At 32.5% G+C, this 17,190-nt stretch carries 15 protein-coding genes; 3 read left to right on the forward strand and 12 right to left on the reverse strand.

All coding sequences use genetic code 11. From position 1 onward, the window contains the following. The first annotated feature begins 10 nt into the window (after positions 1 to 10). On the forward strand, positions 11 to 1,195 hold the full coding sequence (locus tag B0A66_RS07310; RefSeq protein WP_089049204.1) for a Pycsar system effector family protein: 1,185 nt from the start codon (positions 11 to 13) through the stop codon (positions 1,193 to 1,195). 32 nt (positions 1,196 to 1,227) lie between these two features. Here B0A66_RS07310 and B0A66_RS07315 read toward each other — a convergent pair whose 3' ends face one another. The 9 genes from B0A66_RS07315 to B0A66_RS07355 form a co-directional block, all read right to left on the reverse strand. Next, positions 1,228 to 3,597 (reverse strand): GAF domain-containing protein, encoded by a 2,370-nt coding sequence (locus B0A66_RS07315; protein WP_089049205.1) that lies wholly within the window; start codon positions 3,595 to 3,597, stop codon positions 1,228 to 1,230. Between the two features lie 221 nt (positions 3,598 to 3,818). Continuing rightward, positions 3,819 to 4,877, reverse strand: a complete 1,059-nt coding sequence (locus B0A66_RS07320; RefSeq protein WP_089049206.1) for a nucleoid-associated protein — start codon at positions 4,875 to 4,877, stop codon at positions 3,819 to 3,821. Between the two features lie 43 nt (positions 4,878 to 4,920). Continuing rightward, positions 4,921 to 5,280 carry a four helix bundle protein gene (locus tag B0A66_RS07325; protein WP_089049207.1) on the reverse strand — a complete coding sequence of 120 codons (360 nt, stop codon included), beginning with the start codon at positions 5,278 to 5,280 and terminating at the stop codon, positions 4,921 to 4,923. A 119-nt stretch (positions 5,281 to 5,399) separates the two neighbouring features. Further along, positions 5,400 to 5,939 (reverse strand): IS1096 element passenger TnpR family protein, encoded by a 540-nt coding sequence (locus tag B0A66_RS07330; RefSeq protein ID WP_089049208.1) that lies wholly within the window; start codon positions 5,937 to 5,939, stop codon positions 5,400 to 5,402. 204 nt (positions 5,940 to 6,143) lie between these two features. Next, on the reverse strand, positions 6,144 to 6,743 hold the full coding sequence (locus B0A66_RS07335) for an HPP family protein (RefSeq protein WP_089049209.1): 600 nt from the start codon (positions 6,741 to 6,743) through the stop codon (positions 6,144 to 6,146). Positions 6,744 to 6,747: 4 nt separating this feature from the next. Beyond that, entirely contained in the window at positions 6,748 to 8,028 is a 1,281-nt protein-coding gene (locus tag B0A66_RS07340) for a chloride channel protein (protein WP_089049210.1), read from the reverse strand. 277 nt (positions 8,029 to 8,305) lie between these two features. Next, positions 8,306 to 8,695, reverse strand: coding sequence for an SMU1112c/YaeR family gloxylase I-like metalloprotein (gene gloA2, locus B0A66_RS07345; protein WP_089049211.1), 390 nt, complete (start codon positions 8,693 to 8,695; stop codon positions 8,306 to 8,308). Further along, positions 8,695 to 9,270, reverse strand: coding sequence for a sugar O-acetyltransferase (locus B0A66_RS07350; protein ID WP_089049212.1), 576 nt, complete (start codon positions 9,268 to 9,270; stop codon positions 8,695 to 8,697). The genes gloA2 and B0A66_RS07350 overlap by 1 nt, the downstream gene beginning before the upstream one ends. Before the next feature lie 6 nt (positions 9,271 to 9,276). Next, the gene (locus B0A66_RS07355) at positions 9,277 to 9,735 is read right to left on the reverse strand and encodes a DinB family protein (RefSeq protein WP_089049213.1); all 459 of its coding nucleotides are present in this window, start codon (positions 9,733 to 9,735) and stop codon (positions 9,277 to 9,279) included. 141 nt (positions 9,736 to 9,876) lie between these two features. Here B0A66_RS07355 and B0A66_RS07360 point away from each other — a divergent pair, with 141 nt between their 5' ends. Next, positions 9,877 to 12,036 carry a TonB-dependent receptor gene (locus B0A66_RS07360; protein ID WP_089049302.1) on the forward strand — a complete coding sequence of 720 codons (2,160 nt, stop codon included), beginning with the start codon at positions 9,877 to 9,879 and terminating at the stop codon, positions 12,034 to 12,036. A gap of 136 nt (positions 12,037 to 12,172) precedes the next feature. Continuing rightward, positions 12,173 to 12,895 (forward strand): phosphatase PAP2 family protein, encoded by a 723-nt coding sequence (locus B0A66_RS07365; protein WP_089049214.1) that lies wholly within the window; start codon positions 12,173 to 12,175, stop codon positions 12,893 to 12,895. A 52-nt stretch (positions 12,896 to 12,947) separates the two neighbouring features. On the opposite strand, the gene B0A66_RS07370 is transcribed toward B0A66_RS07365, so the two are convergent. The 3 genes from B0A66_RS07370 to B0A66_RS07380 form a co-directional block, all read right to left on the reverse strand. Beyond that, positions 12,948 to 14,906, reverse strand: a complete 1,959-nt coding sequence (locus tag B0A66_RS07370) for an LTA synthase family protein (protein ID WP_089049215.1) — start codon at positions 14,904 to 14,906, stop codon at positions 12,948 to 12,950. Positions 14,907 to 14,969: 63 nt separating this feature from the next. After that, positions 14,970 to 16,235 carry a sensor histidine kinase gene (locus tag B0A66_RS07375; protein ID WP_089049216.1) on the reverse strand — a complete coding sequence of 422 codons (1,266 nt, stop codon included), beginning with the start codon at positions 16,233 to 16,235 and terminating at the stop codon, positions 14,970 to 14,972. Further along, positions 16,228 to 16,905 (reverse strand): response regulator transcription factor, encoded by a 678-nt coding sequence (locus tag B0A66_RS07380; protein WP_089049217.1) that lies wholly within the window; start codon positions 16,903 to 16,905, stop codon positions 16,228 to 16,230. Before B0A66_RS07380 ends, B0A66_RS07375 begins: the two co-directional genes overlap by 8 nt. Between the last annotated feature and the right edge of the window lie 285 nt (positions 16,906 to 17,190).

Below are 17,190 nucleotides of genomic sequence, written 5' to 3' on the forward strand. Positions count from 1 at the left end.
AATATTCTCCATGAATTTAATAGAACAGTCCGAAGAATTCGTCAGTAATTTACTCAAAGATAATCTTTCTAATCTATATTCTTACCATAATTTTAACCATACTTTTTCGGTCGTAAATGCAGTAAAAGAACTCTGCAAAAAAGAAGATGTGGAAGGAGATGATAAAGAATTATTGTTGGTTGCGGCATGGTTTCATGACACAGGTTACACAAAAGGTTATGAGAACCATGAGCTGGAAAGCACAAAAATTGCAGCTGATTTTTTAAGAGAAAAAGGCAAGTCAGATGAGTTCATTGCCAATGTCTCTAAACTGATTATGGTAACGGTAAAAGAATATATTCCGAAGACTCATTTAGAGAAAATCATGAAAGATGCCGATTATGCGCATCTTGTGGGGGTCGAATATGAAGTGACCTGCGAATTATTACGTCTTGAATTGAAGAACACGCATAATGTATTGTTTTCTAATGCAGAATGGGCAAAAGAAAACTTAAACTTTTTATTAAACAAACACCGTTTTTATACCGATCACGCTTTAAAAAAATGGCAGCCTTTAAAGGAGAAAAATTTAATTCTGGTACAGAAAAGAATTGATAAACAAGAAAAGAAAGCGGCTGAAAAAATGAAAGAAGAAAATGCAAAAAAAGATAAAGTAGAAAAACCGGATCGTGGTGTTGATACCTTATTTCGTGTTACACTTGGAAATCATACACGCTTAAGCGGAATTGCAGATAGTAAAGCCAATATTTTATTATCCGTAAATGCCATTATTATTTCGATTGCACTTTCGACTATTATTCCAAAATTAGACAGCCCGAAAAATGCGCATTTGGTCATCCCAACATTTATCATGTTGATGTCGAGTGTTGTTACCATTATTTTCGCCATACTTTCGACAAGGCCAAAAGTCACTACGGGTGTTTTTACAAGAGAAGATATAGAAGCAAAGAAAATAAACTTACTGTTTTTTGGAAATTTCTACAAAATGCCTTTAGAAGAATACGATTGGGCAATGAATGAAATGATGAAAGACCGCGATTATCTGTATTCGACAATGATTAAAGATTTGTATTATTTGGGAATCGTTTTGCAACGCAAATACAATTTACTGAGAATCGCCTACAACCTGTTTATGTTTGGGATAATTATAACCGTAATTTCTTTTATTATTGCTTTTAAAGGAGTAGGAGCCTAAACGAAACCATAAAATAGCAAATGAGCTCAATGTTAATTGAGCTCATCTAATAAATCCTGATAGGTAATTTTTTTTGTGGTTAAATTTTCGGTATTGTTAATCACTTTTACACGAATGGCTTTTAACCCTGAAACTCCCTGAAGATCTTCGACTTCAAATTGTTCGATAGAAGGTTCCAATATTTTTTTATGCTGTAAATATTTGATGTATTTCAAATATTCCGTTTCCTCATTATTTTGAGAATATACAATCGTAATTTTCTCTTTTTCTGTAATTCTTTCTTTTGTTCCTTTAATGTTTGATTTATCGATACGTTTTTTAACTACTTCATATCTTGCATTATATGTTCCGTCAACATCAAAACGTTTTTCATCCATTCTAAAACGAATAGAAAGCGGAGCACTGAATACTAAGATTAAAGACGTTACATCCAATTCATAAGGTAAAGACGCTTTGAGCTGATGATGTTCTAACTCCATTTCGCATAACGTTTGCAATTGCCATAAGCGCAGATTGTGCAAATACATAATGTCAAAAGGTTTTGTTGGCGTAATCGAAGATCCGATATACAAATTATGTTCTACACCATCTGTTTTAAATCGTTCGTAATAATGTGGATAAATTTGTTGCGCTTCCAATTGTTTTTTATCTAAAACCAAGGCAAGTCGTTTGTTGATAATAGACATTGCATTGTCAAATTTCTTTCTTTCCTGATAAAACATTCCTGTTTTTTCATCAAGACTCTCAAAATAAGATTCTTCCAGTTTATGATCCTGACTTGTTCCTTTTGTATTCTTTAGCAGCGGATGAATTTCTTCTTCGATATAACGCTGAATCTGTTGTTCTGTATTTGCTTTTAGCGGACTGTTTAATTCATCACGCATCGATTGCAATTCGAATTTTCTTTGTTCTAAAAGTACCAAATTACTATTTGGCTTTTGATTTTCGAGAATTGTTAAAATGGTTGCCAGCTGATTTTGTAAATCTTTTTTAACCGTTTCATTTCGATGTTCAGATGAACCCTTAATATCAATTTGTCCGTAAAGCGGAAAAACATTTTTGAAAACAATTTCCTTGAAGATATAATCTTTAGTATGATTAATGGTCTGAAAGTAATTTTGAGATTCTTTCTTGAATTTCCAGTATACACTTGGGTGAATCGTAGTGTATTCACGCTGAATGATAGCTTCAATCTGATGTTGCATATCAGTATTGTAGCGGTCTATAGTATCAGTTAAGTACGGAAGAACCAAGTCGAGTTTAGTAGCATTTACGCTATTTAAATCTCTTGGTCTTTCAGAAACCAGTTCAATAACACCCAATAAGTTTCCGTCTTTAATAATAGGAGCAAATAGACAACTTCCAATATTTTGTTTTAGTAAATGTTGCCCCATTAGTTTGTTTGGACTTTCTTCTGTAAATTTTTTGACATTAGAAATTACAAAAGGCTCTTTTTTATCTAATAAATTTTCAAAAGAACATCCAAAAAAAGCATTTTTACAATCGATTTCCTGATCTTTAGACAACAAGAAACTATGAATTTGTTTGTCGTATTTAATAGGTCGTATGAATTTTTCTTCTTCCTGATTATAGATAATGAAACCTACTCTTAAATCCGGAATATTAAAAATGGATTTAAAAATATTAGATATGATCTCGTCAGAAGTAACACTTTTTGCGTCTGGTTTTAGTAAGTTACTTTTTAAATTGGAGATCGAACTTTCGGTCGTTGCATCAAATAAAGAAACAATTCCAAATCCTTTTAGAATCCAGCTTCCGGGAGGAAATTTCGATTTCCATAAATCGATGTCATTATAATTGTCAATCAATTGATCGATATCATCCTGCGTGAGCGCTACCGAATTTTCTGTTGGTGTAATTTCCATGAAATCCGCATTGTACAAAATACGATAATGTTTCTCGATTCCATCTTCATCCGGAATATCGTAGAAAAAAGGTTTGTTGAAATCGATATGTTGCTTGTAATAATTACTTAGAATTAGACAGCAGTTATTTACGTAAAACTGATGACTGTCAAAATCACGGATTTCCATATAAAATTCATCTCCCGCATTGCGCAAAATTTTCTTGAAACGCTCTGTGTAATTGAATGATATATTTTGAAAAGGAATGGTAACCGCTTTTATTTCGTTTTGGGTTAAAGCGGTTGGAAATAAATCGGCTAATATATTTTTGATTAAAGCTTCATTTTTTTTAATAATAGCATAATCGCGAATACCTGTTTTCAATTCAGGAATCAATGCTATTTGTTCCAGTATTGCTTTTGCATAGTTCGATCGGTAATCGACTTCAGACAACGCAATTTCTTCGAAAGATTCAATTAATCTGTGAAAAGAGATAATAGTTTCGAAAGGGCTTTCGAGATGTAAAAGATTATCCATCTGAATTTTAGTTTAGGATGCAAAATTAAGCATTATTTGAGTATGTTATTCATTTTAATGATTTCTTTCGCTTATAATAGTATAGATTTTAATTGTTTATTGTAATAAGAGAAATGAAAGCTATGTCGTTGATTTACAATTTGGTTTTAATTAAAAAACGGCAATTACATAATGTAGTTGCCGTTTTTTGTTTTAAGTAAGTAATAGAAAATGAATAACTTCTAGCTTTTTTCTTCTTTATTGAAATAAACCAGGTAGTAATACATTTGTTTTTCTTCATCCCAGCCTTTTTCAACAAATTTTTCTGCACTTTCAGGATTGATAAAATCCATTTTGATCTGAATGTGAGTATCCAGGTTGATAACGTTTTTAATCGATTTTCTAGCGTCAGAAACTGCTGCGTTGGCGATAGGGAATGAGGTTACATCTTCGATGCTGTATTTTTCTCCTTTATCAACTTTGTAGTTTTTGAATTCAGGAATTAAGTCAGGATTGTCTAATACTTCATTCAGGAAGTTTTGTTCTTCAAACTGATCGTTTTTTGCGAAATAATTCACAGATCTGTTCATAAACATTACTTCTTCTTTTTTGTCTTCTGCCGGTAAAACAACGTCTTTTGCGAAGTTTTGACAGAATTTCAAGTATTTTTTTGTAATGAAGTTTTCATCTTCAAAAGCATCAACAGATAAAAAATGCTCTAACCAGTAGCGTGCATCATAACGGTTGCTGTCTACAGTTAAAATTTTATATCCTTCGTCTTTTTTATAATTAAAAATCAAACACCCTTTATCTAGTTTACTCAAGTTAATTCCTTGTTGTAAAACCATTTCAAGATTGCTTTCTTTTTCTTCAAATTGTAAAAAATCAGCCTGTAACTCACTTTTAAAAATTCCAATAGCATCAACAACATTATTGTCGATACTTAAATTGGTTAGGTACGTTACATAAACCTCTCCGTTTTTAATGTGCGGATGATTGGATTGTTCGTATAAATGCTTGGTTATGTTTTTTGAAACCTCATGCAATTTGCTTGGATTGTCAAAAATTTCACTTGCAAATTTAAACATGTCGTTATAGTCCAAATCGACTTCGTGTGCAAACTGAAAATAGTTTTCTTCTTTTTCTCTAAAAGGCTTAAAGAAGTACTCTTTTATTAAAGGCACAATTTCGTCATTTAAGTTAAATGCTTGTTCCGATAAAAAAATCGCTTCGTTTCGGCTTTTGTTTCCTACGCGGTGTATCGCAAGCGTCTCGATGTGGGTGTTGAAAAGGTTGATCATATTTTTTAGGTTCAGAGTGGCAAAGGTTCGAAGGAACAAAGGTTTAGTTTCGTTCTTTAATCTTTCGAATAAAAGCACTTAGCATGCGCTCTAATTCTCTGCTTTCTCCATTTATTTTGTTAAATTGATTCTCGTTTAAAAATTTTAAATTGAATGAGATTTCAAGTTGGGTTTGCATCTCGAATAACGATGACATTGAAATGTTTAAAAATCTCAGGTAATCATTATTTCCGTCTCTGCCGTAACCTTCTGCAATATTGCTTGGTATTGATATTGAACATCTTCTGATTTGTGAAGATAGTCCATAAATTTCTTCTTTTGAAAATGAGTTTGTTAATTGGTAAATTTCAGTTACTATGTTCATTGATTTTTGCCAGATTAAAAGGTCTCGAAAAGTATTCATAATTCATGTATTTAAATAAAAAACACAAAAATAAGAATATTCATATTTCTAAGTTAGCGATTTTAAAGAAAACCTCTGAACCTTTGCAACTCTGAACCTTTGAACCTAGAAAGAAAAAACTAATTCCAATTTTCCTCAAATCCGTAATCTTCGAAACTGTCATCGTCTTCGAACATGTCAAGATCGTCTTCGTCAAGATCGTCTTCGAATTCGCCGTAAATGTCGTCGTGCATATCAGCTTCAAAGTTTTTTTCAATCGCTTCGTCAGGCATTTCTCCGTGTGAGAACAACGTTTCAGGGTATGGAGCTCCTGCGATTTGATCTTCGATAGCAGCCAGTTCCACTAAGAATGTCCACATGTTAATGAAGTCGTATACGTAAATGATTTTGGTGTTTTCTTTGTCTAAAATAGAAGATAACGGATAATCTCCCATAGTTCGTTGCTCACCAGGAACATCACCAGTATCAAAAAGCGGAATTTCGTCTTCCTGATTCCAGGTTTCATCACAAGTGTAAAACGAAGCTACTTCCATTCCGTCAAAACCAAATGCATTGAAGATAGCATTGTGTAAATCTTCAAGAGTATCATCTTCAAGAATTGCAATGTCTCTAAAAATATCTTCTTCGGCGTCTAGAATTACTCTAAATTTATAAACCATAATCTTTGTTTTTATTGAAAGGTCAAAGGTAAAATATAATTAATGATTTACGAATTGCGAATTACGATTTGTTGAAAAGATTTTAATTCGCTGTTTTTTAGTGATTTAATTTATTCAGCAATCCTGTAAGGTTTTTAAAACCTTGTAGGTTTAATGTTCATTTTTAAGGTATTAATCACAATCTTTTCAAAACCTGTAATTATATTATTTGCGAATCAATCGTTTCCTGATCTTATGAATATGTTTATGATACATATTGTGACTCGGATATGACCTGCTTGGTGTCATATTGTTAAAGATTAAAGCGGTGAATAATAAAATCAAAACACCAACCAAAACCGGAGAAACCACGTACATATATCCTAAATCTTTTATCTTATCTGAACCAATAACAGCAATAAGCGCTGTTGCGCCTCCAGGAGGATGCAATGTTTTGGTTATTTGCATTAAAATAATAGCAAGTGAAACCGCGAGGGGAGCAGCAATCCAAATAATATCCGGAGCCAGTTTTTGAACCGTTACACCTATGAAAGCAGAAACCAAATGTCCGCCAACTAAATTTCGGGGCTGTGAAAACGGACTTTGAATAATACCGTAAACTAAAACACTCGAAGCTCCAAAAGAACCAATTAAATAGACAGCATCATTTCCTGAAAAATGAATAGACTGAAAATAAGCTAATAATCCAATCCCGACAAAGGAACCCAGAAAAGACCAAAATTGTTCATTAAAATCAATAAGTGTTTCCTTGTAAAGAATATAACGAGTTTTACGATAGCCTCTTTTTATTTTTTTTACAGCCATTTTTCTATTTTAAAATGCTTGGTGCATAAGAATAAACAGTGAACGGATAAATCAGTTTTGCCGTGTATTTAGAAATTAGACAAACCACTAAAATAGGCAGGAACAAAGTATAATCATTAGTTAAACCACATACTAAGAAAATAGCAGTAAAAGGCGCATGTATACTTGCACTTAGCACGGCTGCCATCCCGATGATCATAAAGTTAACCGGAATTACATGTACGTGAAAAAAGGTGTTTAGGAATGAAGCCAAAAGCAATCCTAAAAAAGCACCAATGAAAAGGCTAGGGGCAAAAACACCACCATCTCCTCCTGAAGCCAATGTAATTGAGGTTACAATTGGTTTTAAAATTAAAATTCCAATAAAGCTTAATGCCAAAGTTATGGTAAGCGGAATTTCTCTTGTGGTAGCAAATATTCCTTTTATAGCGTGATATCCTTCTCCGTATAATTGAGGGAAGATGAATAAGGAGATACTTAATACAGCAGATCCTATTAAGATTTTATAATAATGCGTTCCAATTTTTCCAAATTGAGATTTGAAGAATAGCACACAACGAGTCAGGTAAACAGAATTAACTCCGGCCAAAATACCCAAAAGAATAAAATACGGAATCGCTTTTAAATGCCAGGTTGTTATAGAAACCGCAAAAAGTGGTTCTTCTTTTAATATTGTAATTAATCCGAATGCAATTGAAACGGCAATTAAATTTGAAATTAGAAAGGCTCGCGTTACTTTTCGTGAAATAACTTCGAGGGCGAATAAAATTCCCGCGATTGGACTGCTAAACAAAGCCGTAACTCCGGCTGCCACTCCTGCACAAATCAATTCGGTTTTGTATTTTCTAAACACATTTTCTTTTTCGTGTGCAACAGAACCAATTGTGGCTGTAGCAACTACCGTAGAAACTTCGATTCCTGTAGAACCTCCAAATACAACAGTCAATAATCCGTTGATAAAGTGAGATGGAATTTTATAAGAAGGTAAGTTCTTAGATTTTGATTGTGTACTTTCAAAAACTTCTTTAATTCCTTTGTTTTCTTTTTTCTTGAATAAATATTGTCTCAGAAAATAAATGACAGACAATCCAAAGACAGGAAAAACGATATAAAAGATTGGATGTACCGAAACTTCGTGAAAGAAAATTTCTTCGTAATATTCGGTTATTTTTTTTAGTGTAATTCCTAAAAAGGCTGAAAGAAAGCCAATTAAAAGGGAAACGATAACTAATTTTTGAAGTACAATAAATTGATGATTTTTTTTGATTTTCGCCGTTTTGTTCATCAGATGTGGTATTTGTAAACCGCTATTTTTTTTCGCGGATTACAAAATTAGGCAATCAATTCTGTTTTTTAATAGAAATACTTGAATATATTGTGTTAAAGTTACTAAAACAGGAAATTTCTTTCCGTTAGGAATGTTTTGCCGGAGGCACAAAGTGCGTTTAAAAAGATTGAGAAACGAATATAAAAAATCCGTATAAATCTGTGTTTTCGCATAGCAAATCCGCGTCATTAGCGTAACAAATAAGAAGATGTGATAAACATCTGCTACTACTTAATTAGCGCTCATAAAACTCAATAGGCAAATCATCAGGATCAGCAATAAAAGTAAAACGCTTTTGAGTTGTTTCATCAATTCTGATAGGTTCTGATACAATTTTTTTAGAATTCAAAAAATCGATTGTTTCATCTAAATTAATTACTTCAAAAGCCAAATGACGCAAACCCGTAGCTTCCGGTCTTGATGGTCTTTTTGGAGGATCCGGAAACGAAAATAATTCGATGACATAAATGCCATTCAAAGCAAGATCAAGTTTATATGACTGACGTTCTTCGCGATAAATTTCTCTGATGATCGTTAAACCTAAAATCTGAGTGTAAAAATCTTTTGACTTTTGATAGTCAGAACATAAAATGGCAATATGGTGAACTTTGTTTAGCGTAAGCATTATTTTGTTGATTCAGTTTCTTGATTTAATTTTCTAATCACTTTTGCAGGATTTCCCACTGCCAGAGAATTGTCTGGAATATCTTTTGTTACCACAGATCCTGCACCAACTACACATCCTCTTCCAATGGTTACTCCGGGACAAATAACAGAATTACCGCCAATCCAGCAATCGTCACCAATAGAAATTGGTAAAGCGTTTTCGAGTGTTTTTCTTAATTCGGCGTCAAGCGGATGTGTTGCTGTGTAAATTTGCACATTTGGAGCAAAAAACACATTGGAACCAATAGTTACCGGAGCACAATCCAGTACAACACAATTGACATTAAAATAAACGTTGTCTCCGCAAATAATATTATAGCCGTAATCACAATGAAATGGAGGTTCGATATAAAAACCTTTTCCTGTATTTGGAATTAGCTCTGACAGGATTTCTTTGGCTTTTTTTGTTAAGCGATACTCCGTAACATTCAGACGATGAAGCAAATTTTTGGCTGCTCTGCGCTCTTTTATTAAAAGAGGATCTGTAGCAACGTAATATTCACCGGCAATCATTTTTTCTTTTTCTGTACTCATGTGCGTTTAAGATAGTTTTTTCAGAATCACGATTTGCCCTAAATGGTAAACATCATGCTGAATAATTCCCTGTATATGTTCGTAGAACGTGTGATTGTTTGCGGCGTATATTTTTTGAAGATCTTCATCATTAAAATCAGTAAAAAAATCATTCCATGATTCCTGAGATTTCGCCAGACTTTGAAGTGATTGTTCCCACGCAGCTTCAGACGAATCCAAAACAGGAACAAAGTAATTGTGATCCGGTGTCGTGATAACTTCACCCTGAAGACGTTTTAAAATATTTCGTCTCCATTGAATGAGATGATTTACAATCTCCCAAATTGTGTTTAAATTAGGATTCACTTTCGTGTAGGCCTGAGCTGCTGTTACTTCATCTAAAGTATCAGTTAAGTTAACTTCCAGCCATGGATTTCCATTATAAATGGATTGATACAAATTCGAAATTCTTTTACTTTCTGTCATAAGCACTGTTTTTTAAAACACAGAAGCTAAGATACAAAAATAACTTACTTACAGCTCATCCTTGAATTTCAACAATTGGGTTATTTATAATTTTTACTCTGTATGGCTAGAGATACATTTGTCTCATCAAAACCAAATGATATGAAAACCACCATTACCTTTATTTTATTAATTTTTACCTCTTTTATTTTTGCTCAAAACACCATTTCGGGAAAAGTGGTAGATGAAAAAGGAAAACCAGTTCCGGGAGCCAATGTTTATTTAGACGGAACTTATGACGGCGCTACAAGTTCTGAAACAGGAGAATTTTCTTTTGAGACAACAGAAACCGGAAATAAATTTTTGATTGTGACTTATCTAATTTATGATACGTTCAAACAAGAAATAGATGTTGCCAATTTCAAACAGCAAACGATCAAATTGCGCGAAAATGTAAACTCACTTGATGCTGTCGTTATTACAGCCGGAACTTTAGAATCGGGAGATAAAGCAAGAGTTTCTGTTTTGAAACCTCTGGATATTGTTACAACAGCCGGTTCAGCCGGTAATATTATTGCTGCTTTGCAAACATTACCGGGAACACAAACAGTGGGCGAAGATGGCCGATTGTTTGTTCGTGGAGGAGAAGCCAGCGAAACGCAAACCTTTGTAGACGGACTTCGTGTAGCACAGCCTTACGGCGCTACAACGAATAATTTACCAACCAGAAGCCGATTTTCGCCTTTTTTGTTTAACGGAATCGCCTTATCTACCGGAGGATATTCAGCAGAATACGGAGAAGCTTTGTCTAGCGTTTTACTTTTGAATACACAAGATGAACCAGATCAAAACAAAACTGAGATTGCATTAATGACAGTAGGTTTAGGCGTTGGAAATACGCAAAAATGGAAAAAAAGCTCTTTTAGTATTAATACAAATTACATTAATCTGGCACCTTATCAGGCTGTTATTCCTCAAAATGTAGATTGGAATAATCCATATCAGTCCTTAGGTGGTGAAGCAGTTTACAGATATCATACTGAACGTGGAATATTTAAATTATACGCTGCTTTTGATGCAGAGAAATTCGACTTAAACCAAAAGAATGTAAATTTTGAAAATCCCGTTAGAACAGATTTAAACAATAACAATGTTTATGTGAATGGTTCTTATAAAGGCGATTTTGGAACGGGCTGGCAATTGACTACGGGAATTAGTTACGGATACAGCAAGAACAAAATTAAATATGATATCAACAATATTGATAACGACGAAAACGCAGCACAATTGAAATTGAAGTTGAGAAAAAACTTTTCAAGACATTTTAAATTGTCTTTTGGAACAGATTATTTTATTACCAAATTCAATGAAAATGTAGCTGATAATGCAACCTTCAATGTTACAAATGGTTACGACTCTAATATTGCGGCTTTTTATACAGAAGGAGATATTTTAATTTCGAAAAACTTTGCAGTAAAAGTAGGAGCACGATTTTCAAACAATAGTTTGCTATCTGAAACCAATCTGGCGCCAAGAGCATCTTTTGCATACAAAGTATCTAAGAAAAGTCAGTTTTCATTTGCATACGGAGATTTTTCTCAGACTCCTGTTGTTGATTACATTAAGTATTCAAAATACCATCAGTTTGAAAGCGAAAAATCAAGTCATTATATTTTAAACTATCAATTTACACGACCAGGTCAAACGCTTATTGCCGAGGCTTATTACAAAGATTACAGCAACTTGGTTCAATATGATACAAGAGATATTCAGTACAATTCTATATTTAATAATAAGGGATCGGGTTATGCTAAAGGATTAGATTTATTTTGGAGAGATAATACTTTGGTTAAAAATTTACAATATTGGGTATCCTATTCTTATATCGATTCAGAAAGACAATATAAAAATTTCCCAACAGTGGCAACACCAAGTTTTGTAGCGAATCATACGTTGTCTTTGGTAACAAAATATTTTATCACCGATTGGAAATCGCAAATAGGTTTCACCAATAGTTATAGTTCAGGACGTCCGTACAATGATCCAAATCAAACGCAATTCATGAACGGAAAAACAAAAGCATATAATAGTTTAAGTTTTAACTGGGCATATTTATTAACAACGCAAAAAATTATCTACTTCTCAGTTTCCAATATTTTAGGAACACAAAATGTTTTTGGCTATGATTATGCAAGAAATCCAAATGCAAACGGAGTTTATAACAGACAAGCTGTTGTACCTACTGCAGATCGCTTTTTCTTCGTTGGTTTCTTTTGGACAATTAGCCAGAATAAAAACGATAATCAGTTAAAGAATCTTTAATCCTTAGATTTATTAAAATACAGAATTTCTTCAAAATTGAGATAGAACTTCGTCTTATGATAAGTGATTAAAGAATAAAAACGTGTTATTGTTTTTTAGCCACAAGCATGAGTATTAATTTCTAAATCTATTTAAAATGTCAAAAATGTTCTTGTTTTTTATTTTTGGTACAAGTTTAATTTACGGGCAAAACACAGTAAATGATACCATTATTGTGCAGGATACTTTATCTAATTTAAAATTTAATTACAAGCAATTGATCATTCCAGGAGTTCTTGTGAGTTATGGTGTTATAGGTTTAGAAAGTGACCAGCTGAAGGGGTATAACTCAGATATTAAGAAAGAGGTAAATGAAGATATTGATCATAAAATTTCTATTGATGATTTCTCCCAATGGGCTCCGGCAGTTTCTGTTTATAGTCTAAATGCTTTTGGTGTAAAAGGAAAACACAATTTAAAAGACCGATCTATTATTTTGGCCAGTTCGTATTTAATGATGAGTGCTACAGTGTTTGCACTAAAAGGTATTACTAAAGTAGAAAGACCAGACGGATCTTCTAATAATTCTTTTCCGTCAGGACATACAGCGACAGCTTTTGCAGGTGCTGAATTTATGTATCAGGAATATAAAGATCAATCTATTTGGTATGGAATTGCAGGATATGCGGTAGCAACTGGAACAGGACTTTTTAGAATGTATAATGACAGGCATTGGCTTACAGATGTTGTTGCGGGCGCGGGTATTGGAATTTTAAGCACCAAAGCCGCTTATTGGATGTATCCTTTTTTACAGCATAAAGTATTTAAATCATCTATAGAAAACAAAACTACATCGATGATTATGCCTTTCTATAACTGAAAAGAACTTGGATGCAGTTTTGTTCGACGATTTTAAATATTTGAATAAATCATTATTTCAGCAGTTTTTTTGTAAAAAGAAAATCTGCTGTTTGATACCATGAAATTGTCTCTTCTAAAAAAGAATGATTTATTGGAATTGATTTTAAACTATTATTATTTTTGTTCCAGGAATAAAAGGCTTGTTTTTTCTGATCTGATAAAATCATAACTTTTTCCTTTTTCATCAAGACTAATTTGCGATAAGTACCCATTAAGGCTCTTTGTTCAAAACTGTTATCTAAAACATTTTTTCCAAAAAAATCAGAATCATAACTCCAGTGAAATAAAGAAAAAAGAGTAGGCCATAAGTCAATTTGGGAACATTGTTTTGCTATTTTCTGATTTTGACTTTCAGGTAAATTCACAATGAAGGCCGGAATATGGTAATTCACTACATCAATTTCGTCTTTTCCGGCACTGCTGGCGCAATGATCTGCAATGATTACAAAAACGGTATTTTTAAACCAAGGTTTGGTCTTGGCTTTATTAAATAATTCTTTTAAAGCAAAGTCGGTGTATTTTACTGCACCTTGACGGCTTGTTCCTGATGGAATATCAATTTTTCCTGAAGGATAAGTAAAAGGCCTGTGATTAGACGTTGTCATTACAAAATTGAAAAATGGCTTTTGGTTTTTGTATTGCAAGTCAGCAACTTTTAGCATTTTATTAAAAATGTCTTCATCACAAATTCCCCACGCATTTTCAAAAGTTACTTCTTCGTCAATAATGTTATTTCGGGTAGTTTTGATAGCATCGCTTAAAACACTGCCACGTCCGCGGTCGTAAATATTAAATCCGTTTCCTCCAAAATAAGCATTCATATTATCAAAATAACCGTCTCCACCATAGAAAAAATTACAATCGTATTTTCTGGATTTGAAAATACTGCAAATGGTATAAAGATTTTGATTATCGGGTCTTTTTACAATACTTTGTCCCGGTGTAGGCGGAATACATAAAGTTACAGCCTCCATACCTCTAACTGTTCTGGTTCCGGTAGCGTACAAATCTTCAAAGAAGATACTTTTTTGAGCAAGACTGTCCAGAAACGGAGTGATATTTTCTTTATTTCCAAATTCTTTAAGAAAACTGCCGCTTAAGCTTTCTACCAAAATAAAAACGACGTTTTTGTTTTCAAGAGACGGAACGCTATCGATAATTTTTCTGTGAATAGCATAATTATTTGTAGAATAAACGGAATTACGATCTGCTAATTTGTTTTTAATAATCTTAAAGGCTTTATCATTATTAATCGATGTGTAGAAATCAACATATTCCATTTGGTTGTTTCTAAAAGCAGCAAAAAAGGAATAAATTCCCGATTTTGAAATTTCTGAATTGTATCGATTCGAAGACCATTCTGCTTGATTATTGGTAATGAAAAAGCCAAAAAACAAACCAATAACAATTGTAGTTGTTAAAACTTCGAGCCTTGTTTTTAAATTAACTTTAGAAGAAAAGGTCGTTTGAAAGGCTTGTTTTTTAGAAAAAATAAATAGAAATAGTAATGTAAGCAGCAATACTCCTCCAATTAAAACAGGTAGGGGATATGATTGTTTAATGTTGGCTACAACTTCATGGGTGTAAATCAGATAATCGACGGCTATGAAGTTAAATCTGGTTTTGAATTCATCCCAAAATGTCAATTCGGCGAAAAAAGTAAAAACAAGAATAAAAACAGTTAATGATGTAAAAAAGTAAATCAGTGCTTTGTCTAAAAAAGAACCAATCCATTTATTTGGCACAATAGTATAATAGAAAACGCTGCTCATTGCGATGAAAGCAACCGTTCCTAAATCATAAAATAAACCTGTTAGCAATGTTCTTAAAAAATCAATCACATTCCAGGAGACTTCATCAGATTGCCATATAAAAAAAACAATTCTTAAAAATTGAGAGAGAACTAAAAACCATATTGTAAAATATGTCAATAACGCATATCTGCCGTAACTTGAAGACAATTTATTCATCTACTTATTTTTTAATTTTTTAGGTACAAATCTTATAACTCAATTCTGAATTAATTTTGAATTTTAGAACGTGATTTCGAAAATATGAAGATTGTTATTAAAAATGTAGCGGATATTCCAATGACTGATGTTACATATTTTTTTAATGATAGCCAATCCAAGCCCGTTTCCTTGTGAAGAAGGATTTACTTTAGAAAAACGGTTAAAAATATTTTGTTCGGTCAGTGGTATTTCGGAACCTGTGTTTGTAAATTTCAGTGTATTGTTTTCTAATATAATATTGATTAATCCATCTTTTATATTATGACGTATTGCATTTAAAAACAGGTTGTTAATGAGTACTTCTGTTAAGGTGCTATTTCCTTTTACGATTAAATTTTCTTTGAAGTCTATATTAATTTTTAAATTCCTGGATTTTGCTTGTTCTGTAAAGAAATCAAGGTGTTTTTCAATGTATTTATTTAAAACAAAGCTATCCTGCTCCACATAAATTTCATTATCAATTTTAGATAGTAGTAAAAGATTTTTATTAAGCCTGTTAAGTCTGTATACGTCTTTATTTAACGACCCTACTAATAGCGATTGTTCTTTATCTAAATCTAATTGCTGAAGTGTATCGAGTTTTGTCTGAAACAAAGCTATAGGTGTTTGAAGTTCGTGAGCAGCATTTTCTATAAATTCTCTTTGACTTTTATATATAGCCGTATTTTTTTCGATTAAGCGTTCTAAACTTTTATTAAGACGTTCAAATTCGTCTATACCTGTAGGAATAAAGCTCAGTGGATTATTTTTATCAATTTCAAAGTTCTCTATTTGGTTTAGCGTGTTGTAGAAAGGTTTCCATATTTTGGAAGCTGTTTTTTTTGAAATCCAGATAATACCTGTCAATAAAATAATAATTATAATTAAAAACATAGCTGCGATACTAAAAACCATTCCCTCCATTTCTACGAGATTGCGCTTTTCTACATAAGTATATCTTTTCCCGTTTATATCAATCGGAGCATATAAAATCCTGAAGGGCTCTTTATCATTGGCTACAGCTTCTAGTAGCATTTCACCAACGATAGAATCATTATTTAAACCCATATCAGGACCTATAGAAATATTGGGATTGTATTTGTTCCATGCAGCAATATCTGCAGCTGAATAATTTTTGTGGCTTTCTTTGATAAATGCGCCTTTGTGAAAAAGTAAAACTTCATCTGTTTCGTAAACATACAACCATTGACATATATAGTAAAAGACTGGCGCAGCTATCAGCAGTACCATAACAGCATAAACAAGAAAGCTGTTTGTTGTTTTAAGAAGCAGTTTTTTATTACTCATTTTCCCATTTATAACCTAACCCATATACCGTTTTGATGTAATCTGCGCCACCTGCCAAAGCAAGTTTCTTTTTTAAATTTTTAATATGTGCATATATAAAATCATGGTTGTCCAGCATATCTGCCATATCACCAGAAAGATGTTCTGCAATTGCTGATTTAGACAGCACCTTATTTTCGTTACCAATCAAAAATAGCAATAAGTCCAGTTCTTTTTTAGTGATATCAAGTTTTATGTCATTAACCGACACTGTTTTTGAGAAAATATCGATTACAATTTCATTAAATATAATACTGTTGCTTCCTTTAAAATTTTTGCGTCGAATTAAGGCACGCATTCGTACCAAAAGTTCAGCAAGATGAAAAGGTTTCGTTAAATAATCATCTGCGCCAAGATTAAATCCTTCCAGCCGTGTTTCGAGATTTTCTTTAGCTGAAATTATAATAACTCCTTCTGTTTTATTTTTAGCTTTTAACTCTTTTAAAATATCAAATCCATCACCACCAGGCAGCATTAGATCTAAAAGGATACAATCGTAATCATAGTTGTTAATTTTAGTTAGTGCCAAATCGTAGTTTTCGGCCGTTTCACATTGAATGCCATTTGTTTTGAAGTATTCCTTGATACTTTGCGCAATTTCTCGCTCGTCTTCTACAATTAGAATTTTCATGCTGCAATTTACAAATGAATCCTGAAGAAATTTTGAATATTTATTATTTGATTCATAATTAATTTCAAGTTGCTAATTTATTTTATTGTTTAAATTTTAGACATAAACAATGCTTGTTTTATTAAAGACTACTAAAAAAAACAATTCAGTCATGAAATTCAACAACTCAGTACCATTAAATTTTTAAACCGTAAAAACCAATCTACTTTTGAAGTATAAATAATGACCTACTAAGCGGCTAAGCTTTGAGAGGCTGAGAAAAAAGGTAGAAAGTTTGTTATAAAG

The organism is Flavobacterium hercynium, from assembly GCF_002217285.1.
Lineage (GTDB): Bacteria > Bacteroidota > Bacteroidia > Flavobacteriales > Flavobacteriaceae > Flavobacterium > Flavobacterium hercynium.